Origin of the sequence: Ralstonia sp. GX3-BWBA, assembly GCF_003290055.1 — a bacterium.
In the GTDB taxonomy this organism is placed as follows: Bacteria; Pseudomonadota; Gammaproteobacteria; order Burkholderiales; family Burkholderiaceae; genus Ralstonia; species Ralstonia holmesii.
Window position 1 is genome coordinate 1 of the sequence record NZ_QMKS01000011.1, and the last position, 22393, is coordinate 22393.

The 22393-nt window shown below is 65.6% G+C and carries 19 protein-coding genes; 11 read left to right on the plus strand and 8 right to left on the minus strand.

What is annotated here, in order from left to right:
* The 8 genes from DOD19_RS27945 to DOD19_RS14125 all read left to right on the plus strand — a co-directional run.
* Positions 1-506: hypothetical protein (locus DOD19_RS27945; protein ID WP_239498013.1), on the plus strand; the 506-nt coding region annotated here is incomplete at its 5' end.
* A 283-nt stretch (positions 507-789) separates the two neighbouring features.
* The gene (locus DOD19_RS14095) at positions 790-2814 is read left to right on the plus strand and encodes an acetyl/propionyl/methylcrotonyl-CoA carboxylase subunit alpha (RefSeq protein ID WP_112186164.1); all 2025 of its coding nucleotides are present in this window, start codon (positions 790-792) and stop codon (positions 2812-2814) included.
* 98 nt (positions 2815-2912) lie between these two features.
* Positions 2913-3854 (plus strand): glyoxylate/hydroxypyruvate reductase A, encoded by a 942-nt coding sequence (locus DOD19_RS14100; protein ID WP_112186166.1) that lies wholly within the window; start codon positions 2913-2915, stop codon positions 3852-3854.
* A 1-nt stretch (position 3855) separates the two neighbouring features.
* The gene (locus DOD19_RS14105) at positions 3856-4785 is read left to right on the plus strand and encodes a hydroxymethylglutaryl-CoA lyase (RefSeq protein WP_112186168.1); all 930 of its coding nucleotides are present in this window, start codon (positions 3856-3858) and stop codon (positions 4783-4785) included.
* Between the two features lie 22 nt (positions 4786-4807).
* Positions 4808-5308 (plus strand): YbaK/EbsC family protein, encoded by a 501-nt coding sequence (locus tag DOD19_RS14110; RefSeq protein ID WP_112186170.1) that lies wholly within the window; start codon positions 4808-4810, stop codon positions 5306-5308.
* Between the two features lie 10 nt (positions 5309-5318).
* On the plus strand, positions 5319-5585 hold the full coding sequence (locus tag DOD19_RS14115; protein WP_112186173.1) for a DUF1289 domain-containing protein: 267 nt from the start codon (positions 5319-5321) through the stop codon (positions 5583-5585).
* Between the two features lie 12 nt (positions 5586-5597).
* On the plus strand, positions 5598-6551 hold the full coding sequence (locus DOD19_RS14120) for an MBL fold metallo-hydrolase (protein ID WP_112186175.1): 954 nt from the start codon (positions 5598-5600) through the stop codon (positions 6549-6551).
* Positions 6552-6612: 61 nt separating this feature from the next.
* Complete coding sequence (locus DOD19_RS14125) at positions 6613-7290, plus strand: TetR/AcrR family transcriptional regulator (RefSeq protein ID WP_024976856.1); 678 nt, start codon at positions 6613-6615, stop codon at positions 7288-7290.
* 5 nt (positions 7291-7295) lie between these two features.
* Here the strand turns inward: DOD19_RS14125 and DOD19_RS14130 are convergent, their stop codons facing one another.
* The 8 genes from DOD19_RS14130 to DOD19_RS14165 all read right to left on the minus strand — a co-directional run bounded on the left by DOD19_RS14130 (position 7296) and on the right by DOD19_RS14165 (position 18411).
* Positions 7296-8882, minus strand: coding sequence for an AMP-binding protein (locus tag DOD19_RS14130; RefSeq protein WP_112186177.1), 1587 nt, complete (start codon positions 8880-8882; stop codon positions 7296-7298).
* 75 nt (positions 8883-8957) lie between these two features.
* Positions 8958-10952 (minus strand): biotin carboxylase N-terminal domain-containing protein, encoded by a 1995-nt coding sequence (locus tag DOD19_RS14135; RefSeq protein WP_112186179.1) that lies wholly within the window; start codon positions 10950-10952, stop codon positions 8958-8960.
* 3 nt (positions 10953-10955) lie between these two features.
* Positions 10956-12113 (minus strand): acyl-CoA dehydrogenase family protein, encoded by a 1158-nt coding sequence (locus DOD19_RS14140; RefSeq protein WP_112186181.1) that lies wholly within the window; start codon positions 12111-12113, stop codon positions 10956-10958.
* 50 nt (positions 12114-12163) lie between these two features.
* Positions 12164-13783, minus strand: coding sequence for a carboxyl transferase domain-containing protein (locus tag DOD19_RS14145; protein ID WP_112186183.1), 1620 nt, complete (start codon positions 13781-13783; stop codon positions 12164-12166).
* The gene (locus tag DOD19_RS14150) at positions 13770-14657 is read right to left on the minus strand and encodes an SDR family oxidoreductase (protein ID WP_112186185.1); all 888 of its coding nucleotides are present in this window, start codon (positions 14655-14657) and stop codon (positions 13770-13772) included. The genes DOD19_RS14145 and DOD19_RS14150 overlap by 14 nt, the downstream gene beginning before the upstream one ends.
* 31 nt (positions 14658-14688) lie before the next feature.
* Positions 14689-15843 carry an acyl-CoA dehydrogenase family protein gene (locus DOD19_RS14155; RefSeq protein ID WP_112186187.1) on the minus strand — a complete coding sequence of 385 codons (1155 nt, stop codon included), beginning with the start codon at positions 15841-15843 and terminating at the stop codon, positions 14689-14691.
* Between the two features lie 14 nt (positions 15844-15857).
* Positions 15858-17630, minus strand: coding sequence for an acyclic terpene utilization AtuA family protein (locus DOD19_RS14160; RefSeq protein ID WP_112186189.1), 1773 nt, complete (start codon positions 17628-17630; stop codon positions 15858-15860).
* A 1-nt stretch (position 17631) separates the two neighbouring features.
* Positions 17632-18411, minus strand: coding sequence for an enoyl-CoA hydratase/isomerase family protein (locus DOD19_RS14165; RefSeq protein ID WP_112186190.1), 780 nt, complete (start codon positions 18409-18411; stop codon positions 17632-17634).
* Between the two features lie 272 nt (positions 18412-18683).
* Here DOD19_RS14165 and DOD19_RS14170 point away from each other — a divergent pair, with 272 nt between their 5' ends.
* The 3 genes from DOD19_RS14170 to DOD19_RS14180 are packed head-to-tail and all read left to right on the plus strand — an operon-like array spanning position 18684 to position 22389.
* Positions 18684-20963: a TonB-dependent siderophore receptor gene (locus tag DOD19_RS14170; protein ID WP_112186192.1), complete on the plus strand. Its 2280-nt coding sequence runs from the start codon at positions 18684-18686 to the stop codon at positions 20961-20963.
* The gene (locus DOD19_RS14175; RefSeq protein ID WP_112186194.1) at positions 20963-21715 is read left to right on the plus strand and encodes a tetratricopeptide repeat protein; all 753 of its coding nucleotides are present in this window, start codon (positions 20963-20965) and stop codon (positions 21713-21715) included. Before DOD19_RS14170 ends, DOD19_RS14175 begins: the two co-directional genes overlap by 1 nt.
* Positions 21706-22389, plus strand: a complete 684-nt coding sequence (locus tag DOD19_RS14180; protein ID WP_112186196.1) for a Fe2+-dependent dioxygenase — start codon at positions 21706-21708, stop codon at positions 22387-22389. Before DOD19_RS14175 ends, DOD19_RS14180 begins: the two co-directional genes overlap by 10 nt.
* The last annotated feature ends 4 nt before the right edge of the window (positions 22390-22393 follow it).

Sequence of the window (22393 nt, forward strand, 5' to 3'; positions counted from 1 at the left end):
GTGGACGTGCAGGATCACATGCATCAGGGTGCGGAGGCTTCGCACTCGCATTCTTCGCATTGTCATATCGACATTACGCCGGCGGACTGAGGCTTTGGTTTTGGGGATGGTTTTCTGTTGGTGGTCCATCCCTTGTTTCATCCCCTGCCGGGGCTGACTCACTTTTCTTTGTCTTGCCAAAGAAAAGTAAGCAAAAGAAAGGCGCGCCCGAGATGGCGAAGGATTCCTTGAATTTATGTCGCAGGGAGGGAGGAGAGGCAAACTCGCTTCGCTCAAACAGCCTCCCCTCTTTTTCCTCCCTGCAACAGAAATTCAAGGCGCCATCTAGGGCTCCAACGGCTACACCATCGCAGCACAAACGCAGTAGTGGGTACGCGGCAAAACGCGGAGCGAAGCAAAAGGCAACACAGCAACACAGCAACAAGCAACAAGCAACAAGCAACAAGCAACAAGCAACAAGCAACAAGCAACAAGCAACAAGCAACAAGCAACAAGCAAGAGCCTGACAGAGCAGGCACACCAACGGTTTGGCCGTTGACGTTCCTGCCCTTGATGGCGCCTTGAATTTTCGTAAGCGGGCGGAAAAAAGACGGGAAACTGTCTGAGCGCAGCGAGTTTTTCCCCTCTCCGCACGGTTACGAAAATTCAAGGAAGGTGTCGCCATCTCGGGCGCGCCTTTCTTTGCTTACTTTCTTTGGCAAGACAAAGAAAGTGAGTCAGCCCCGGCAGGGGATGAAACAAAGGACGCACCACAAGTGCAAAACCAATACCAGGAGACGTAACAACACCATGATCACCAAGCTCCTCATCGCCAACCGAGGCGAAATCGCCTGCCGAGTCGCCGCCACCTGCCGCAAGCTGGGCATCCGCACAGTCGCCGTCTACTCCGATGCCGACGCCAATGCCCGCCACGTTGCGGCCTGCGACGAAGCGATCCACATCGGTGAGCCCGCCGCCCGCGACAGCTACCTGCGCGCCGACCGCATCCTCGAAGCGGCGCGTGCCACCGGCGCCCAGGCCGTCCACCCAGGCTACGGATTCCTCTCGGAGAACGAAGCCTTCGCCAAGGCCTGCGCAGACGCCGGCATCATCTTCGTCGGCCCGCCGGCCTCGGCCATCGAAGCGATGGGCAGCAAAAGTGCGGCCAAGGCGTTGATGGAAACGGCCGGCGTGCCGCTCGTCCCGGGCTACCACGGCGACAACCAGGACGCCGCATTCCTGCGCACGCAGGCCGATCGCATCGGCTACCCGGTGCTCATCAAGGCGAGTGCGGGCGGCGGTGGCAAGGGCATGCGCGTGGTGGAATCGGGCGATGCGTTTGAAGCCTCGCTGGCCTCCGTCAAGCGCGAAGCGTCCTCCAGCTTTGGCGACGACCGCGTGCTGATCGAGAAGTACCTCACGCGCCCGCGCCACATTGAGATCCAGGTGTTTGCCGACAGCTTCGGCGGCGCCGTCTACCTGTTCGAGCGCGACTGCTCGGTGCAGCGCCGCCACCAGAAAGTACTGGAAGAGGCACCGGCGCCCGGCATGACGCTGGACCGTCGCCGCGCGATGGGCGAAGCCGCTGTGGCTGCCGCGCGCGCCGTGGGCTACGTGGGTGCCGGCACAGTCGAATTCATCGTCGACGAAGACGGCACGTTCTACTTCATGGAGATGAACACGCGCCTGCAGGTCGAGCATCCGGTCACCGAAATGATCACGGGTGAAGACCTCGTCGAATGGCAATTGCGCGTGGCCTCCGGCGAGCCGCTGCCTCGCGCGCAGGACGAACTGCACATCCACGGCCACGCGCTGGAAGCACGCATCTACGCAGAAAACCCCGAGCGCGATTTCCTGCCGTCCATCGGCACGCTGAAGGTGCTGCGCACGCCGGCAGCGGTGGAATTTACCGTGGGCGCGCAAGCCAATGGCGAACCCGCGGCCGTGCGCATCGACGCGGGTGTGCGCGAAGGCGATGCCATCAGCCCTTACTACGATCCGATGATCGCCAAGCTCATCGTCTGGGGCCGTGACCGAGAAGAAGCGCTCGCGCGCATGCTGCAGGCGCTGGGCAGCTTCCATCTGGTGGGGCTGTCGTCCAACGTGGCCTTCCTGCGCCGCCTGGTCGCATCGACGCCGTTTGCGACCGCCGATCTGGATACCGGCCTGATCGCGCGCAATCACGACACGCTGTTCCCGGCAGCGCCGGACGTGCCGCAAGACGCCATCGCCCTGGCCGTGGCTGCCCTGCTTGCCCGCGAGGCACGCAGCCTGCGCACGGACACACGCGATCCGCATTCGCCGTGGGCACGCGGCAGCGGCTGGCGCCTGAACGGCGCGGCTGAGCGCACGCTGCGCTTCTCGCACGGCGAACAGGCCGTCGACGCCACGCTCGTCTATGGCCGCGACGGCTCGCGTCTGAAAGCAAACGGGCATGAAGCGCCCTTCACCTCGCAGCGCCATGCAGAGACCTTCACAGTGACGCTGGGCTCGCACAAGGCGACTGGTCAGGTGCATGTCGACGGCGACACATTCCACGTCTTCACCGGCGGCGCGCACTGGACGCTGGAGCGCCACGACCCGTTGGCGCACGCGGGCGAAGCCGACGACGAAGGCGGCAAGCTGACCGCGCCGATGCCCGGCAAGGTCATCGCTGTGCTGGCCGCACCGGGACAGACCGTCACCAAGGGCGCACCGCTCGTCGTGATGGAAGCCATGAAGATGGAGCACACGCTCACCGCACCGGCCGACGGCGTCGTCGAATCCGTGCTGTATGGCGTAGGCGATCAGGTAACGGAAGGCGTGCAACTGCTGGCGTTCAAGCCGGCGGAGTGATGGCTGAATGACGCGCAGGCGGGGCTGCAACGCGCGTTGCCGGCCCCTGCTACACTGCTTGACGTATACGTCAACTACCCGCATTGAAGTCGCCCCACATGCACATCCAGATCTACACGCCCGACGGCAAACCCCAACCCTGGCTCGACGGTTTTGCGCAGGCACTGCCTGAGGCGCGGCTGTCGGTATGGGCGCAAGGTGCGGCGCAGGACGCTGATTACGCCGTGGTCTGGCAGCCGCCCGCCGAGATGCTGCGCGGCCGCACGGATCTGCGCGCCGTGTTCAACCTGGGCGCGGGCGTGGATGCCATCCTCGGCCTGCGCGCGCAATCGCCCGATGCGATTCCCGAAGGCCTGCCGATCGTGCGTCTGGACGATGCCGGCATGGCCGCGCAGATGGGCGAGTACGTCACGCATGCCGTGTTGCGCTTCTTCCGCCGGCTTGATGAATACGAGCGCCAGCAGCAAGCCAAGATGTGGCGCTTCCTCAAGCCGTTCAACCGTGACGAGTTTGTCGTGGGCGTGCTGGGCCTGGGCGTGCTCGGTACGCACATCGCCAAGACGTTGGCGGGCTTCGGCTTTCCGGTGCGCGGCTGGAGCCGTTCTGCCAAGTACGTCGAGGGCGTCGATTGCCGTGCGGGCAGCGAAGCCCTGCCTGGCTTCCTGGCCGGCACGCGCGTGCTGGTGAACGTGCTGCCGCTGACCGCCGACACGGAAAACGTGATCGACGCAAAGCTGCTCGGTCAGCTCGCATCCGGCGCGTTCGTTGTCAACGTGGCGCGCGGCAAGCATCTGGTGGAAGACGACCTGCTGGCCGCCGTGCGCAGCGGCCACATTGCCGGCGCCGCGCTCGACGTATTCCGCACCGAGCCGCTGCCCGCCGACCATCCTTTTTGGACCGAACCGCGCATCCACATCACGCCGCACATTTCGGCGCTGACGCTGCGCGAGGTCAGCATTGCCCAGATCGCGCGCAAGATCCGCGCGCTGGAAGCCGGCGAACCGATAGCCGGCATCGTCGATCTGCAACGAGGTTACTGAGATGAGCACTCCGCATTTCGTGAAAGTGGTCGAGGTCGGCCCGCGCGACGGTCTTCAGAACGAGAAGGCGCCGGTTTCCACCGACACCAAGGTCGAACTGGTGAACCGGCTGTCCGAGGCCGGCTTCGTGAACGTGGAAGCCGCGTCGTTCGTGTCGCCCAAGTGGGTGCCGGCCATGGCCGATGGCGCCGATGTGATGGCGCGCATCCAGCGCCGGCCGGGCACGCTGTATTCGGTGCTCACACCCAACATGAAGGGTTTCGAAGGCGCTGCGGCAGCAGGCGCGGACGAGATCGTGATCTTCAGCGCCGCCAGCGAGGCCTTCGCGCAGAAGAACATCAACTGCACGATCGCCGAATCGATCGAACGCTTTGCGCCGGTGGCCAAGGCCGCCAAGGATGCAGGCATTCGCGTGCGCGGGTCGATCTCGTGTTCGCTGGGCTGCCCGTACCAGGGCGAGGTGCCGGTGTCGTCGGTGGTGGACGTCATCAAGCGCATGGCCGACCTGGGCTGCGACGAGATCGACATTGCCGACACCATCGGCGTGGGCACCGCCGGGCAGGTGAAAACCGTGATGGAAGCCGCCGCGGCGACGTTCCCGATCGACCGCCTCTCGGGCCATTTCCACGACACGTACGGCCAGGCGCTGGCCAACATCCTCGCCAGCCTGGAAGTCGGCATCGCCATCTTCCACGCATCGGTAGCGGGGCTGGGCGGCTGCCCGTATGCCAAGGGCGCCACCGGCAACGTGGCCACCGAAGACGTGCTGTACCTGCTGCACGGCCTGGGCATCCGCACCGGCATCGACCTGGACAAGGTCGTGCTGGCGGGCGACTTCATCTCGCAAGCCATCGGCCGCCCCACCGCGTCCCGTGCAGGCCGCGCGCTGTTGCTCAAGCTGCAGGACCAGATCGCCCAGGCCTGCATCTGAAACCCCATCAAGAAGAACGACGATGACCGCTACCGATACGAACGCACCGCTGCCTGAATCTGCCCAACGCGTGGCCGACCACCTGCGCACGCTCGGCTACGAGAAAGCCATCGTGATGCTGCCCGCCACGGGAAAAACGTCTGCTGAAGCGGCTGCCGGACTGGGCTGCTCGGTGGCGGAGATCGCCAAGTCGATCATCTTCCGTCGTGCGGATGACGATGTGCCTGTGCTGGTGATCGCCAGCGGCACCAATCGTGTCGACGAAGCAAAGGTTTCCGCGCACGTGGGCGCACTGGCCAAGGCCGATGCGAAGTTCGTCCGCGAGAAGACCGGTTACGCCATCGGTGGCGTGTGTCCGGTGGGTCATGCGGTCAAGCCTGTGATGCTGCTCGACCGCGATCTGTTCCAGTACGACAGCGTGTGGGCTGCTGCCGGCCACCCGCACGCCGTGTTCAACCTCACGCCCGCCGAACTGGAAGCCATGACGGGCGCGCCTGTGGCCGACATCGCCCAGCGCGACTGATCGAACACACATGGACGCCTGCACCCGCGCGCAACTGAAGCTCTCGCTCGGCAAGCTGCGCAATAGCCGCGCGCAGGCCGAGCGCGCCCAGCCGGTGTCGTCGCCGTGCATCAGCGTGTGCAAGATGGACGAGGCGCACGGCCTGTGCATCGGCTGCATGCGCACCATCGACGAAATTGCCGCCTGGTCGACCATGAACGACACCGCTCGCCAGGCCGTGTGGAAGACCTTGCCCGAGCGCGCCTGCGCCTGGCTCAACGAGACGCCCTGCGCCTGAGCGCCCATCACCATGGCCGAACACGACATCGTCACCTTGCCTGATTCGATGCGCGTGTTCGAGCGCGGCTGGCTGTCGTCCAACAACATCCTTTTCTTCGATGACGATGCGCAAGGCGGCTGCGCACTGGTGGACACCGGCTACCTCACGCACGCCCCGCAAACTGTGGCGCTTGTGAAGCACGCCCTGCAAGGCAGGCCGCTGCGCCGTCTGCTGAACACGCACTTGCACTCCGACCATTGCGGCGGCAATGCCGCGCTGCAGGCACTCTACGGCAGTCACACGCGCGTGCCTGCGGCGCAGATCGACGACGTGCGCCGCTGGGATACCGACGCCCTGAGCTACGCCCCCACCGGCCAGGAATGCGCACGCTTCACGCTGCCTGACAGCGATGCCGACGCGGGCCTCGCCGACGGCATGACGGCACGGCTAGGCGGTTTCGACTGGCAGGTCATCAGCGCGCCCGGGCACGACCCGCACGCGGTCATCCTCTTCAACCCCGACACACGCGTGCTGATCTCTGCCGATGCGTTGTGGGAGCGCGGCTTTGGTGTGATCTTTCCCGAGCTGGAAGGCGAGAGCGGCTTTGCCGAGCAGCAGGCCATTCTTGAGCGCATCGCGCAGCTCGATGCGCGCGTGGTGATTCCTGGACACGGCCGGCCGTTCACCAGCGTCAACGCCGCGATTGATGCATCGCTGGGGCGGCTTGCGTATCTGCGCGCAGACCCGGAGCGCAATGCGCTGCACGCCATCCGCGTGCTGGTGAAGTTCAAGCTGCTGGAGCAGCAGGCGCTGTCGCACGACGCGCTGTTCGCGTGGTTCACGCAGACCACGCTGATGCCGCGCTTGCAAGCGCGCTTCTTCGCAAGCCAATCGATGGAAACGTTGGTGGATGCCGCGATCGCGGCGCTGGTCAAGGCAGGCGCTGCCACCGTCGAACACGGCCGCATCCTGAACCGCGATTGACGTGCCGCGCGGCGGCGATGCCCCGCTACAATGCAGCGACGCCTCTTCTCTTCGCCTGGGCATGCCGAAACCCGCCACATCCAATCCGCCCGAGTCCGCCACAGGAGCCGCCACTGAAGCCGAAGCGCCGCGCCGCAAGCGCGGCCGCCCCGCGCAGGATGCCAACGAGGGCTTGCGCCGCGCGTTGATCGAGCAATCGGCCAGGCTGTTCCGCGAGAAGGGCTACGGCAACACCACGGTGCGCGACATTGCCGCCGCCACGGGCGTCCATGCGGGCAGTTGGTTCTACCACTTCAAAACCAAGCAGGACATCCTGCAGGCGGTGATCGAACACGGCCTGACCGTGGCGCTGGCCGATATCGAAGCCATCGATATCGACGACCTGCCGCCACGCGAGGCGATGCGCCAACTCGTGCGCGCGCACCTCTACACGATCCTTGCGCCCCACCAGGATTTCATTCCGGTGATGCTGTATGAGTGGCGCTCGCTCGATACGCAGGCGCAAGAACGCATCATCGCGCTCAAAGACCGTTACGAAGACATCTGGACGCGCGTGATCGACCGCCTGCGCGCCTCGGGCGAATGGGCACACCCGACGCCCGTCGACCGCCTGCTGATGTTCGGCGCGCTCAACTGGACGGCGCAGTGGTATCAGGCTGGCGCGGGCATCAGCATTGACGCGCTGGCCGATCAGGCCGTGCTGTTCATCCTGCGTACGCCGCCCCAGCCGACGGCTTAGCACCCCTAGCGCGCATCGCCCTCGAACAACGTCTGGTTGGCAGTGCGCAGCACGTGCTTCTGGATCTTGCCGGTCGCCGTCATGGGCAGCTTGTCGACCACGGCAATGTGCTTGGGCACTTCAAAGCCACCGAGATGCTCTCTGCAATGCGCCTGCAGCGCGGCGGCATCGGCGTGTGCATCGGGCTTGAGGCAGACGAACGCTGCCACCGCTTCCACCCAGTGCACATGCGGCAAGCCGACCACCGCGGCGTTCGCCACGGCCGGGTGCCGCAGCAACACTTCTTCCACCTTGACCGAAGGCACGTTCTCACCGCCGGTCTTGATCATGTCCTTGATGCGGTCCTTGAACTGAAGCTGGCCGTCGGTATCCCACATGCCGAGGTCGCCCGTGTGGTGCCAGCCGAAGCGGCGCGCGTTGGCGGTGGCCTGCGGGTCCTTGTAGTAGCCAAGCATGACGTTGGGGCCGCGATGCACGATCTCGCCCAATTGGTCCGGGCCGAGCAGATTGCCTTGATCGTCCATGATGGCCGCCTCGTTCACCATGCATGGCTGGCCCCAGTAGTTGCCGGTGCGCTGCAGTTGCTGGTTGGGCGCGAAGTACATCGTCATCGGGAAAATTTCGGTCTGGCCTGAGCCGAGCGCAAAGTTCGGACACACCTCGGCAATCAGGCGTTCGAGCAGCGGCTTGGCCATCGGCGCCATCGCATACAGGCATAGGCGCAGGCTTGAGAGATCGCGCTGCGCACGCAGCGGATGGTGCAGCAGCGCGGCGTACATGAGCGGCAGGCCGAACAGTTGCGTGATGCGCTCGCTCGCAATCGCATCGAGCAGCGCCGCCGGGTCAAAACCGCGCTGTATGACGAGCGTGGCGCCCACCAGCATCGCGGACGCGGCGGTCGCAAACTGCGCGCAGTGGAACATCGGCAGCAGGCACGAGAACACATCGGTCTCGTTCAGATTCAGGCCTGCGATGTTGGACATTAGCGCGGCATGCACCGAGCGATGCGAGTGCATTGCGCCCTTGGGTCGGCCGGTCGTGCCGCTGGTGTACATGATGAGCGCGAGATCGCGATCGTCGATCACCACGGCGGGCAGCGTATCGGCGTGGCCTTGCAACGCTTGCTCCACGGTTTGCGGGCCATCGGCAACCGGTGCGCCGAAGCATTGGTGCGCGGGCAAAGCAAGCGCCGACAGCGTGTCACGCAGCGCCGGGTACAGCGCCGCGTCAATCACCACATGGCGCGCCTCGGCATGTTCGAGGATGTAGCGCACATCGTCCGGCCCGAGCATCGCATTGATCGGCACCCACACCAGCCCCGCCTTGAGAATGCCGTACGCGGCCACCAAGAACTGCGCCGAGTTGCCACACACCATCGCCACCTTGTCGCCGGGCGTGAGGCCGCTTGCAAGCAGCGCGTGCGCATAGCGATTACTGTCTGCGTTGAGTTCGCCATGCGTCATGCGACGCGGGCCATCGACCAGCGCGACCTTCGCGCCGAACTTGCGTGCACTGCGATGCAACGTATCGCCCAGCGCCACCCGGTTCAGCAGGTTGGCTTCGAGCGTGAGGTCTGGCGTGGCTTCGGACATGGGACGTCTCCTATGGACTGCATTGACCGCATGAGCTGCACGACGAAACGATGGATCAGGACGGCAGTGCAACCGTCAGGCCGCGGCAATCTCCATCAGCAACCCGCCGGGCGCAACCTGTGCCCCGACCTGGGTGAACAGACCTTTCACCTCGCCTGCGAGTGGTGCGGCAATGCTGTGCTCCATCTTCATCGCCTCGACCACCAGCAGCACCTGACCGGCGCAGACCGCCTCGCCTTGAGCCACGTGTACGGCAACCACGCGGCCATTCATCGGTGCGCTGATCCGGCCGCTGCCGGCTTGCACGCCGTCACGCTCCGCCCGGGCGTAAGTGGTGTCGACGGCGGTGTGCTCGACGCCATTCAGCACGAAGTGGCAAGCGTCGCCGGTGAAGGCGTAGTCGACCGCGTGGAGCGTGTCGCCCAGCGCAAGCGTGACGCGGTCGTTGGCCGCTGACACAAGGGCCACCTGAGTGGAACCGCCGTCCCAAGTCAATTCCCATCGCCGTGCACCGAGCGCTCGCACGCGCATCTCGATGGCCTGGTCGTCGAGCGTGAAGCGGCACAGCGTGGGGTATGTGCAACTGCTGGCCCAGCCATGCAGTTCTGCGGGATAGCGGCGTGCGGTGTCCTGGCGCAGGTGCGTGAGCAGCACGGCTGCCGCTTGGCAAACCGCTGCACCGGGTACGGCCGCATGACGCAGCGCGGCCGGGAAATGCCGGGCGATGAACGCGGTCGACACATCGCCGGCAAGGAACGCCGGGTGCGCGACGCAATCGCGCAGAAACGCACGGTTGGTCGGCAGGCCAAGCAGCAGGCAATCATCCAAGGCATGCGCCAGCCGTCGACACGCATCGGCGCGGTCGGTGCCGTGCGCGACGATCTTGGCGAGCATCGAATCGTAGTACGGCGAGACGACAAGCCCGTCGGCCAATGCATGGTCCGTGCGGACATCCTGCGGTGCACGCCAGCGGGCAACGGTGCCGCTTTGCGGCAGGAAATCCTGCTGCGGGTCTTCTGCGCACAGGCGCACTTCGACGGCGTGTCCGCCTTGTGCGCGACGTGCATCGATGACGTCTTGCGCGAGCGGCAACGGCTCGCCAAGCGCCACACGCAACTGCCACTCGACCAGATCGACCCCGATCACCGCTTCGGTCACGGCATGCTCCACCTGCAGGCGCGTGTTCATCTCCATGAAGTAAAACGCGCCGTCCGGGGCGAGCAGAAACTCCAGCGTGCCCGCACCCACATAGCCGATCGCGCGCGCCGCCGCCACCGACACCGCGCCCATGCGCGCACGCAACTCGGGCGATACGGCAGGCGACGGCGATTCTTCGATCACCTTCTGATGCCGGCGCTGCACCGAGCAATCACGCTCGCCGAGGTGAACCACGTTGCCATGCGTATCGGCAAACACCTGGATCTCGATATGGCGCGGCTCGACGATGGCCTTCTCCAGGATCAGCTCGCCCGAGGCAAACGCGTTCTCCGCCTCGGAGCGCGCGGACTGCAGCGCGGCCGCAAAGTCCTCTGCGCGGTCTACCCGGCGCATGCCGCGGCCACCGCCACCGGCCGCCGCCTTGATCATCACCGGATAGCCAATGCGGGCGGCTTCGTGCGCCATGCGCGCAGCGGATTGATCCTCGCCCTGATAACCCGGCACGCACGGCACGCCAGCGGCTTCCATCAGGCGCTTGGCGCCGGCCTTGTTGCCCATCGCGCGGATGGCATCCGCAGGCGGCCCGATAAAGACGAGGCCCGCGTCTGCGCACGCACGGGCAAAGGCGTCGCTCTCCGCAAGGAAACCGTAGCCGGGATGGATTGCCTGTGTGCCCGACTTGCGCGCGGCTTCCAGCAATGCCGCAATGTTCAGGTAAGACGCCTGCGGTTGCGATGGGCCAATCGGCAACGCAAGATCGGCCGCGCGGCAGTGCGGCGCATCGCGGTCAGCCTCGGAATACACGGCAATGGTGCGCATGCCAAGGCGGCGCGCCGTGCGCATGATGCGCAGCGCAATCTCGCCCCGGTTGGCGATCAGGATCGAGCGGAAAGCCGCATGCGGGGCGGTCATCGCTCAGCCCTTCTTGCCCGGAAGCGTGTTCATGTACTTGCAGATGATGCCCAGCATCACCTCGTCGGCGCCGCCGCCAATGGAGCCCAGACGCCCGTCGCGGTAATAGCGCGAGACCGGGTTGTCCCACGTGAAGCCCATGCCGCCCCAGAATTGCAGGCAGGCATCGGGCACGATGCGCGCCAGCCGCCCCGCCTTGAGCTTGGCCATCGATGCCAGCTCCGTCACGTCCTGCCCCTGGATGTACAGATCGCACGCGCGATACGTGAGCGCGCGCAACGCTTCCACCTCCGTCTTCAACTCGGCCAGCTTGAAGTGCACCCATTGGTTGTCGAGCAGGCTGGCGCCAAACAGCTTGCGCTCACGCGCGTACTCGGCGGTGGTCTCGATGCACATCGTCATCGTCGCCAGGCTGCTGGCCGCGGCCCACATGCGCTCTTCCTGGAACTGCAGCATCTGGTACGTGAAGCCCTTGCCTTCCTCGCCGATGCGGTAGCGTTGGGGCACGCGCACGTCGTCAAAGTAGATGAGGCCGGTGTCCGACGAATTCATGCCGATCTTGCGGATCTTCTTGCCGACCGACACGCCCTTCGTGTTCATCGGCACGATGATGAGCGACTTGTTGCGGTGGGCTGGGTCATCTGACGTGTTGGCCAGCAGGCACATCCAGTCAGCCTGCAGGCTGTTGGTGATCCACATCTTGCTGCCGTTGATGATGTAGTCGTCACCGTCCTTGCGTGCGGTGGTCTTGATGCTCGCCACATCGGAGCCCGCGCTGGGCTCCGACACGCCCACACACGCCACCGCATCGCCGCTGATGGCGGGAGCCAGGAACTGCGCGCGCAGGTCGTCCGAACCGAAACGGGCAAGCGCGGGCGTCGCCATGTCGGTCTGAACGCCAATCGCCATCGGCACACCGCCGCAGTGGATGTGGCCAAGCGTCTCGGCCATCGCCATCGCATATGAATAGTCGAGGCCCAGCCCCCCAAACTCGGTCGGCTTGGCGATGCCGAGAAAACCCAGCTCGCCCATCTTCTTGAAGAGCTGCTTGGCAGGGAACATCTCCGCTGCCTCCCATTCATCGACGTACGGGTTGATGTCGCTGTCGATGAAGCGCTTGAGGTTGCGCTGCAGTTCCTGATGCTCGTGGGTGAAGTGCATGGTGTGTCGCTCCGCTTGTCCTGGGCTGTTCGTGTATGGGTTCGGGGTGGCTACGGGCGCGCAACGCCAAACTGGATCGGGTGCAGGGTGCGGCGGCGCGCTTCGTCGCACACCCCAAGCACGCAAGCCAGTACCTTGCGCGTGTCGCGCGGGTCGATCACGCCGTCGTCCAGCAATCGGCCCGAAACGGTGAACGCATCGGACTGCCGCTCGAACGTGTCGATCACCTTGGCGCGCATCGCTTCGATGGCTTCGTGGTCGACGGTCTGCGTCTTGCGTTGCATGCTCGCGGCCATGACCGTCGCCATCGTGCCGGCGGCCTGCTCTGCGCCCATCACGGCCGTCTTGGCATTGGGCCAGCTGAAGCAGAAATCCGGAAAGAAGCCGCGCCCCGACATGCCGTAGTTGCCCGCCCCGAACGACGCACCGCAATGCACGGTGATGCGCGGCACGGTGGCGTTGGCCATGGCCTGGATCATCTTCGATCCGTGCTTGATCATGCCGGCCTGCTCCGACGCCTTGCCGACGATGAAGCCGGTAGTGTTTTGCAGGTACAGCAGCGGCGTGTCGGCCTGGCAGCACGCCTGGATGAAATGCACCACCTTGGTGGCGCCCGCCGGGTCCAGCGGCCCGTTGTTCGTGATGACGCCGACGCGCATGCCGCAGATGGCCGCGTGCCCCGTGATCGTTGCGGGGCCGTAGTCGGGCTTGAACTCCAGAAACTCCGATCCATCGGCAATGCGGGCAATCACCTCGCGCATGTCGAGCGGCTTGCGATGATCGGCCAGCGCAATGCCGAGCAATTCCTCCGCATCAAAGCGCGGCGGCGCATAAGGGCGATCCGCTGCCGGCACATCGCGGTTCCAGTCGAGCGCAGCCACAAGTTCGCGTGCGATGCGCAGTGCGTCGGCATCGTCTTCAGCCAGGTATTCAGCCAAGCCCGACGTGCTGGCGTGCATCTGTGCGCCGCCCAGTTCCTCTTCGGTGGCGATCTCACCCGTGGCCGCTTTCAGCAGCGGTGGACCGGCGAGAAATGCACGCGCACGATCACGCACCATCACCACGTAGTCCGACAGGCCGGGCATGTATGCACCACCTGCGGTGCTCGACCCGTGCACCACGCTGATCACCGGAATGCCCGCCGCCGACAGCCGCGCGAGCCAATAGAAACCGCTGCCACCATGGATGAAGGTCTCCACACGATAGGTCAACAGATTGGCGCCGGCCGATTCGACAAGGTGGATGAACGGCAGCTTCTGCTCCAGCGCAATAGCCTGAGCCCGCTGGAACTTCTCGATGCCCATCGGCTGCACGGCGCCTGCGTCGATGCCCGCATCGTCAACGATGATCATTGCGCGCACGCCGCTCACCCAGCCGATGCCCGCGATGAAGCCGCCGCCAGGAATCGAGCGCGCCGGGTCTGTGTGGTCGAGGCAAAAACCCGCCAGCGTGGACAGCTCCAGAAACGGCGCACTGGCGTCGAGCAAGCGGCCGAGCCGGTCACGCGGCAGCAGTTGCCCGCGCTGCTCGAAGCGCGCGCGCGAAGCCTCGGACTTGTTGCGCGTGCGGTCTTCCAGCGTGCGCAACTGGCCGACGAGTTCCGTGAGCGCGGCGTGGTTCTGCAGGTACACGTCGCTATGCGGCACGATGCGCGATTCAAGCGCCGGCATTGCGGCCCTCCTCGTCTTGCAGCACCTTGGGCGTCACGGCCAGGTGGAAGCCGTTGAACGGCTCGGCGCCATGACGCGGTGCCGGCATGGGCGACCCGGGCCGCACGTTCGGGCGGCCGCCGTCCACGCGCAGCGTCGTGCCGGTGATAAACGCGGCGGCTTCCGACAGCAGATACACGATTGCCGAAGACACTTCCGCCTCGGTGGCAAAGCGACCGAGCGGCACCGTCGAAGGCATGCTGCGGATGGTCTCGGCCATCCACGGCGGATACGCGTCCATGCCCGACGATGCCACGTAACCGGGCGCCACCGCGTTCACGCGTACGCCGTACTGCGCCCACTCGAACGCCGCCGTCTCCGTAAAGTTGACCATGCCCGCGCGTGCTGCGCCGGAGTGGCCCATGTTCGGCATGCCGCCCCACATGTCGGCCACGATGTTGACGATGGCGCCGCCGCGCTGCTGCATCGCCTGGTTCAGGCACTCGCGCGCCATCAGGAAGCCGCCGGTCAGGTTCGTCTGCACCACCGCTTCCCAGCCCTTGGCGGAGATGTCTTTGAGCGGCGCCGGAAACTGGCCGCCCGCGTTGTTGACCAGCGCGTCGATGCGGCCGTGTTCGCCGTAGATTTGCGCGACGGTGGCTTGCGCAGCGGCCTCGTCGCGGATATTGCAAACGTAGGTGTGCGCGGTGCCGCCGGCTTCGACAATCTCCGTGCGCACGGCGGCAAGCTTCTCTGCATTGCGCCCCACCAACGCGACCGCCGCCCCCAGCGACGCCAACTCATGCGCCGTGCACCGGCCAATGCCGCTGCCGCCACCCGTCACCACGGCCACTTGCCCCTGAAACAGCCCCGGTCGAAAGACTGAGCGATACATGGTTCTCTCCCTGATTGCGCGCGTTAGGCCCTTAGGCCCAGCCGAGCTGGCGCGCGGCAAGATCGCTGAGGATTTCCTCCGCGCCGCCGCCGATCATGTAGACCTTCACTTCACGATAGATGCGCTCCGACTTCGTGCCGCGCATGAAGCCCATGCCGCCGAGCAGCTGCACGGCCGTGTCGGCACAGAACTGCAGACCCTGCGTGGCGAAATTCTTCAGCATGCACAGTTGCGCGACCGGTGAATCGCCGGCCTGCATGCGTCGCATCAGGTCTTCAAGCAATGCCCGCGTCGCTTCGATGCGCGTGGCCATCGCCACCAGCTTCTGCCGCACGACTTGATGCTGCACGAGGCGCTTGCCGAAGGTTTCACGCTGGGTGGCCCATTCCACGGCTTCAGCCAGGCACGTGCGCGCCAGGCCATAGGCTTGCATCGCGAGCGCTAGGCGTTCGTGGTTGAAGTTGCGCATCACCAGCTCGAAGCCGCGGTTTTCCACGCCGAGCAGGTTGCCGATGGGCACACGGCAGTTGTCGAAGTGCAGCTGCGCCGTGTCCGAGCACCACCAGCCCATTTTTCTGAGCGGCGTGCGCGACAGGCCCGGCGTATCGCCTTCCACCAGCAGCACAGAAATGCCGCCAGCCCCCGCGCCGCCCGTGCGCACGGCCACGGTGATGTAATCCGCGCGCATGCCGGAGGTGATGAAGATCTTGCTGCCGTTGACGACGTAGTGATCGCCCACCCGCACCGCGCGCGTGGCGAGGTTGGCAACGTCCGACCCGCCCGAAGGCTCGGTGATGGCGAGCGCGCTGATCTTCTCGCCCGACAGGATTTCCGGCAGCACACGCGCCTTCAGTTCGGCCGATCCACCCGCCACGATGGGTGGCGCACCGATCGTGTGGCTGAACAGCGATGCGAGCAAGCCGCCGCTGGCCGCCCGCGTCAGCGCTTCGATCATCGCCAGTTCCAGAAACAAGTCGCCCGGCGTACCGCCGTACTCCTCCGGAAAACCGATGCCGAGTAAGCCGAGATCCGCCGCCTCGCGATACAACTCACGCGGAAACGTCTCGGCCTCTTCCCATGCATCGATGTTCGGCAACACGGCCTTGTCGACGAAGCGACGAACGGTCTCGCGAAACGTATCGTGATCGGCGTCGAAGCGGGCAGACGGCAGCAGGCCTGAGAGCATGATCGCCTCGTCAATCAAGGGTGGTCGACCGGCACGCGCACCGGCATCGTCAGCAGCACCTGCGCCATGCCCTTGCCGAGCGGGTCGTTGCGCAGCGAGGCCATGCCACCGCCGCCCAACGCCTGCTCGCACACGAAGTTCAGCGCGTGGATTCCGGGCAAGTCGTACCGCGTGACGCGACCCTTCACGACGTGCGCGAGGTATGCGGCGACGGCATCTTCGGTCAGTTGCGCGCGCAGCAACGGCAGGTCTTCCGGCCGACGCGCGATGACGCCGATGTTGGAGGTGTCGCCCTTGTCACCGCTGCGGGCATAGGCGAGTTCAATGAGGGGGACCTCGCGCGTCGGGCCGGGCGGCAAGGCATCCGATGCTGGTGCGGCAGCGGAAGCCTCAAGCGCGGCACCGCCCGTCGGCACGGTAATGTCGAAGCCCTCCCCGCCCAGCAACGTCACGCGCGGCTGCACGCGCGCCTTGTCGATCAGGAAGGCGTATTGCTTGATGGCAGGCATCACGCTTGGCCGGCCACCCGCGCCCGTCGTGCCCGGCGCCCACGACGTGCCGGCCGGGGCGATTTCGCGCGCGAACAACTCCAACGCTTGCTTGCTCGGATGTGTCACCGTCAGCCACATCACCGATTCGAATCGCGGCGCGTTCGGCTGGTGCGGCCCGAACAGGTACGCCGAACCGAGCGTCTCGATATGCGTTGCGCTGTAATCCGGCAGACCGAGCTGGCGGAACAGGCCGCGCGTGCGCTCCAGAATCGCCTCGGCCGTGCGGCGCGCCTTGCGATCGGCGTCAATGCCGACGACGGTGAGCTGACCGGTCGCGCGGTAGCCATCGGCATACGTTGCACTCACCTTGTAATCGGGCGTAGGCGCAAGGCCGCGTGCGCCGCGCACTTCGACGCGATGCTCGCCTGCCTGCGCCATCGTCACCTGTGTGAAGTCGCACACCACATCGGGCAGCACGTAGCGCGCCGGGTCGCCGATTTCGTAGAGCAGTTGTTCGGCCACGGTAGCGGGCGTCACCAGCCCGCCCGTGCCGTCGGGCTTGGTGACGATGAAGCTGCCATCGGCCCGGCATTCGACGATGGGGTAGCCGCTGTGCGCCCAGTCGGGCACCGCTTCCCAATCGGTATGCAGGCCGCCCGCGCCCTGGCAGCCGCATTCTAGGATGTGCCCGGCGAGGCTGCCGGCGGCAAGACGATCGTAATCATCGATTGCCCAGCCGAAGTGATGCATCAGCGCGCCGAGCGTGACGGCGCTGTCGACGCATCGCCCCGTGATGACGACCTGCGCGCCCGCATCAAGCGCGGCCTTGATCGGCAATGCGCCCAGGTACGCATTGGCGCTCACCACCTTGTCGGGCAAGGGGCGACCGCTCTGCAGTTCGCGCACGCTTGCCTCGCGCAGCGCGGGCAGCAGCGGCATGACGTCGTCGCCTTCCACCACCGCAATGCGCACGCTCACGCCCAGCGCATCGGCCAACGCTTGCAACGCCGCCGCACATCCGCGCGGATTCACGCCACCCGCGTTGGCGATGATGCGGATGTTCTGCGCCAGCGCATCCTTGAGCACCGCGCGCATCGCCACGCTCACAAAGTCGGTGGCGTAACCCAACTCGTCGTTCTTCATGCGCGCGCTGGCCAGCAGCGACATGGTCAGCTCGGCCAGGTAATCGAAGACGAGAAAGTCGAGACGGCCCGAGGCGACCAGTTGCATCGGGCCCGTGATGCTGTCGCCCCAGAAACCGCTGGCCCCGCCAATGGAAACGGTGTCCTTGCGCATGTCAGCGCCCCGTCCAGTTGGGGGTGCGCTTTTCGCGAAAGGCGGCTTGCCCTTCCTGCGCATCTTCGGTCAGGGCGAACAGGCCGATCTGGCTTTCGGTGAACGCCATGGCCTGCTCGAAGCCGAGCGATTCAACCTGCTTGAGCGTGTACAACCCACGCCGGATGGCCGATGGCGATTTGTCGAGCAGCCGCGCAAGCAATGCATGGACGGCCCCATCGAGCGCTTGGGGCTCTGCGACTTCGTTGACGAGGCCTGCGGCGAGTGCGCGGTCTGCGCTCATCGGTTCGCCCGTCAGGCACAGCTCGTTCAATACGCGGCGCGGCAACTGGTGCTGCAGCACGGCCAACACCTGCGCGGGGAACACGCCGACCTTCACCTCCGGCAATCCGAACGTGGCGCTGCGGCTTGCCACCGCCAGATCGCACATCGCCAGCAAGCCCATGCCGCCCGCCATGCATGCGCCATTCACGCGGGCAACGAGCGGCACGGTGCAGCGGCGCGCCTGGCGAAACAGATCGGCCAGGGCCTGATGCGGCTGGGAATAGTCGAAGCGAAAGGATTGGCCGGTTTGCAGATCGGCGCCGGCACAGAAGGCACGCGTGCCGGTGCCAGTCAGCACCACGGCCCGCACGGAAGTGTCGCGGCTGGCGTCGGCCAACGCGGCTGTCAGCGCTTCGAGCACGGCGGCGTTGATCGCGTTGCGGCGGTCTTCGCGCTGAATGGTCAGCCACAGCGCCTGGCCGCGCCGCTCAATGAGGAGTTCCGGGTCCGTGCTCACGCGATGTTCGCCTTGAAAAGGGATTCGGTTGGACAACCTGCCCGGCAATACTAAATCATTTGCTTGAAAAAATGGAAGCGTTCGAGCGACATCGCTTCCAACAATTTTCTACAGCAGCGTCGCGGCGCTATAACCCCCTGATTTATATGACGAACCCTGTGTGTTCGTAAGGAATTCGCCAGCCGGGGCGTTGACTCGTTCACATGTAAACGATAACAATTCTCATTTGCAAAAAGCATGTAATCAGAACTTTTGGGGAGGGGCAGCACGCCATGTACGCAGCACAGACGGAACGCAAGCGCACCGAACATTCGGTCGTGGGATATCTAACCGGCGCGATGAGCTTTGCCGTGGCTTCAGCGCCAGCGATGGCCGACACGAAGAAAGACGCCGTATCGGCCACCCTGCCCGAGCAGACCGTGACCGGCAGGAGCGGCTTCAAGACGGACGCGGCCTCAGGTGGCAAATTCACCGCGCCGCTGCTCGATACGCCCAAGTCCGTCACGGTCATTCCGGCCGAGGTGCTGCAGGACACCGCTTCCGCCACCCTGACCGAGGCGCTGCGCACGGTGCCGGGCATCGCGTTTGGCGCGGGCGAAGGTGGCAACCCCGTGGGCGATCGCCCGTTCATCCGCGGCTACGACGCGCAGGCCAGCACCTTCCTCGATGGGCTGCGCGACATCGGTGCGCAGTCGCGCGAGATGTTCAACGTGGAATCGGTGGAGGTCATCAAGGGGCCGTCGGGCGCGTATGAAGGGCGCGGCGCGGCCGGCGGGGCAATCAACATCGTCACCAAGACGCCCAAGCTGGAGCACTTCACCGAGGGAACACTATCGGTCGGCAACGCGGCGTACAAACGTGTCACGGCCGACGGCAACTACCAGATCGGCGAGCACGCCGCGTTCCGCCTGAACGCGATGGCGCACGACGCCGCCGTTGCCGGCCGCGACGTGACGAGCTTCAGCCGCTGGGGCATTGCGCCATCCATCGCCTTTGGGCTGGGCACGCCCACGCGCGCCACGCTGTCGTACTACCACCTGCAATCGAACGACACGCCCGACACCGGCATTCCGTACAACAACGGCACGTTCAACCGCCGCACCGATGGCCGCCCGCAACTGTTCGGCCCCGGCGACGGCGCGCCCGTGAATGTCGACCGCAGCGTCTATTACGGCCTGTCGCGCGACTTCCGCCGCGACCGCGCCGACATGGGCACGCTTTCTTTGGAACACGATGTGTCGAGCGCGCTGAAGCTGCGCAACACCACGCGCGTCGCCCGCACAAGCCAGGACACCATCTGGACGCAGCCCGACGACAGCCAGGGCAACATCTACTACGGCATGGTCTGGCGCCGCACCAATTCGCGATACTCCGTGGCCAACACCGTCGCCAACCAGACAGAAGCCACGGGCAAGTTCGACACCGGCGGGTTCAAGCACAGCTATGCAGCGGGCCTGGAGTTCTCGCGCGAGCGCAGCCGCAACGACACATACGCGGTGGCCACCGGCAGCAACCGCTGCCCGAACGGCATCGGCGCAGCCGGCGGCTACAACTGCACCGATCTCTTCAACCCGAACCCGAACGACCTTTGGGCGGGCGGCATCAAGCTCAACAACAATCCGGCCGAGACGACCGTGCGCACGCAATCGGCCTACGTGTTCGACACCATCGAGCTGTCGCCGCGCTGGCAGGTCAACGGCGGCCTGCGCTTCGACCGCTACTCGGCATCGGCCACCACGTCGGCGAATGCGCAGGGCGTGCGTTCGAGTTTTTCGCGTGACGACAACCTGCTGAACTACCAGCTCGGCCTGGTTTTCAAGCCTGCGCAGAACGGCAGCATTTATGTGGCGTACGGCACGTCTTCCACGCCGTCGGGCTCGGTGGCGGGCCAGGGTGCCGATACCAGCGCGCTGACGCCAGACCGCTCCGGCAATCGCGGCGACGTGCTCGCCCCGGAAAAGAACCGCGCCTACGAACTCGGTACCAAGTGGAACGTGCTCGACAGCAAGCTTGCACTGACAGCCGCCGTCTTCCGCATTGAAACGACGAATGCGCGCATCGTGCTGCAGGACGGCACCGCCGCCATGGCCGGCAACAAGCGCGTTGATGGCTTCGAGCTGGGCTGGTCGGGCGCGCTCACCAACCGCTGGCAGGTATTCGGCGGATACACGTATCTGAAGAGCGAGCTGCGCAACAACGGCGGCGCAGGCGCGGCCTTTGGCGGCACCAACGGAACGGCCTTCCCCAACACACCGAAGAACAGCTTCAGCCTGTGGACGACGTATCAGCCGATGCCGAAGCTCACGCTCGGCGGCGGTGCGTATTACGTCTCGAAGGTGTGGGGCAGCACCAACCCCGCCAACCCGAAGTGGGTGCCGGCGTACTGGCGCTTTGATGCCATGGCCGCGTACCGCATCGACAAGCACACCACCCTGCAGTTGAACGTGCAGAACGTGTTCGACAAGGTGTACTTCAACCAGGCGTATGCATCGCACTACGCATCGCTGGCACCTGGCCGCACGGCCATCCTGACGCTGGGCATCCGCTACTGATGCCTGAACACGCTGCAACCGCCGCTACCGATGCGGCGGTGGTCGATGCCATCCACGCCGTTCTGACCGGCCCTGCTGAGCGCGCCGCACGCTGGCTGGCGGCTGCCGCCCGGCGCGGGCACACGGAAGCGCAGGCCATCTTCGGCCAATGGCTGCTCGATGGCCGCGGTGTCGAACGGAACCCGGCCGAAGCGTTGCTCTGGTTCAAGACGGCCGCGCTGTCGGGCCATGCCATGGCCGCCAACATGCTCGGCCGCTGCTACGAGCATGGCTGGGGCGCGCCCGCCTGCGACAAGACCGCCACGCACTGGTACGCGCGCGCCGCCGCTGCCGGCCTCGATTGGGGCCAGTACAACTACGCCACGAGCCTGCAGCTCGGCCGCGGCATTCCGGCTGATCGCGCCCGCGCCTTCACCCTCTTCCGGGCCGCGGCCGCACAAGGCCACGCCAAGTCGATCAACGTGCTCGGCGGCTTCTATGAAGACGGCTGGGAAGTCGAGGCTGACACAGCGATGGCCCTGCGCTGCTACCTGCGTGCAGCAGAGGGCGGCGACTTCCGCGGCCAGTTCAACGCTGCGCGCCTGCTTGCACTCGCCAATCGCGCTGACGACGCCCTCACCTGGATGCACGCCGTGCCGCACACCGCCACACCAGCCTTCCTCGCGAAGGCCCATGACTTTCTGGCCGGCCATCCCGATGCGCGCCTACGCGTGCTGGCCGCTGCGCTGGAAACCGCACCATCATGCTGCTGAAGATTCCCAACGTCCTGACCAAGGAACAGGTTGCGCAGTGCCGCGCCACGATCGATGCCGCCGAATGGGTGGACGGCAAGGTCACGGCCGGCGTGCAGTCGGGCCAGGTGAAGCACAACATGCAGTTGCCCGAAGGCTCGCAGGCTGCGCGTGAGGTTGGCGCCTTCATCCAGGATGCGCTTTCGGCCAATACGCTGTTCTTCTCCGCCGCGTTGCCGCTCAAGGTGTTCCCGCCGCTGTTCAATCGCTACGCGGGCGGGCAGACCTTCGGCAACCACGTCGACAACGCCGTGCGCCACCTGCGCGGCACGGATTTCCGCATCCGCAGCGACCTCTCCTGCACGCTGTTCCTGACCGAGCCCGAAGACTACGACGGGGGCGAACTCGTTATCGACGACACCTTCGGCGAGCACCGCGTCAGGCTTGCGGCGGGCGATATGGTGCTCTACCCCAGCAGCAGCCTGCACCGCGTGACGCCTGTCACACGCGGCGCCCGCGTCTGCGCATTCTTCTGGCTGCAGAGCATGGTGCGCAGCGAAGCGCATCGCACGCTGCTGTTCCAGGTGGATACCGAACTGCAGCGGCTGATGGGGCTGCTAGGTCAGGACGACCCGTCAGTCATCGCCTTGACGGGGACGTATCACAACCTGCTGCGCGAGTGGGCCGACGCCTAGGTGG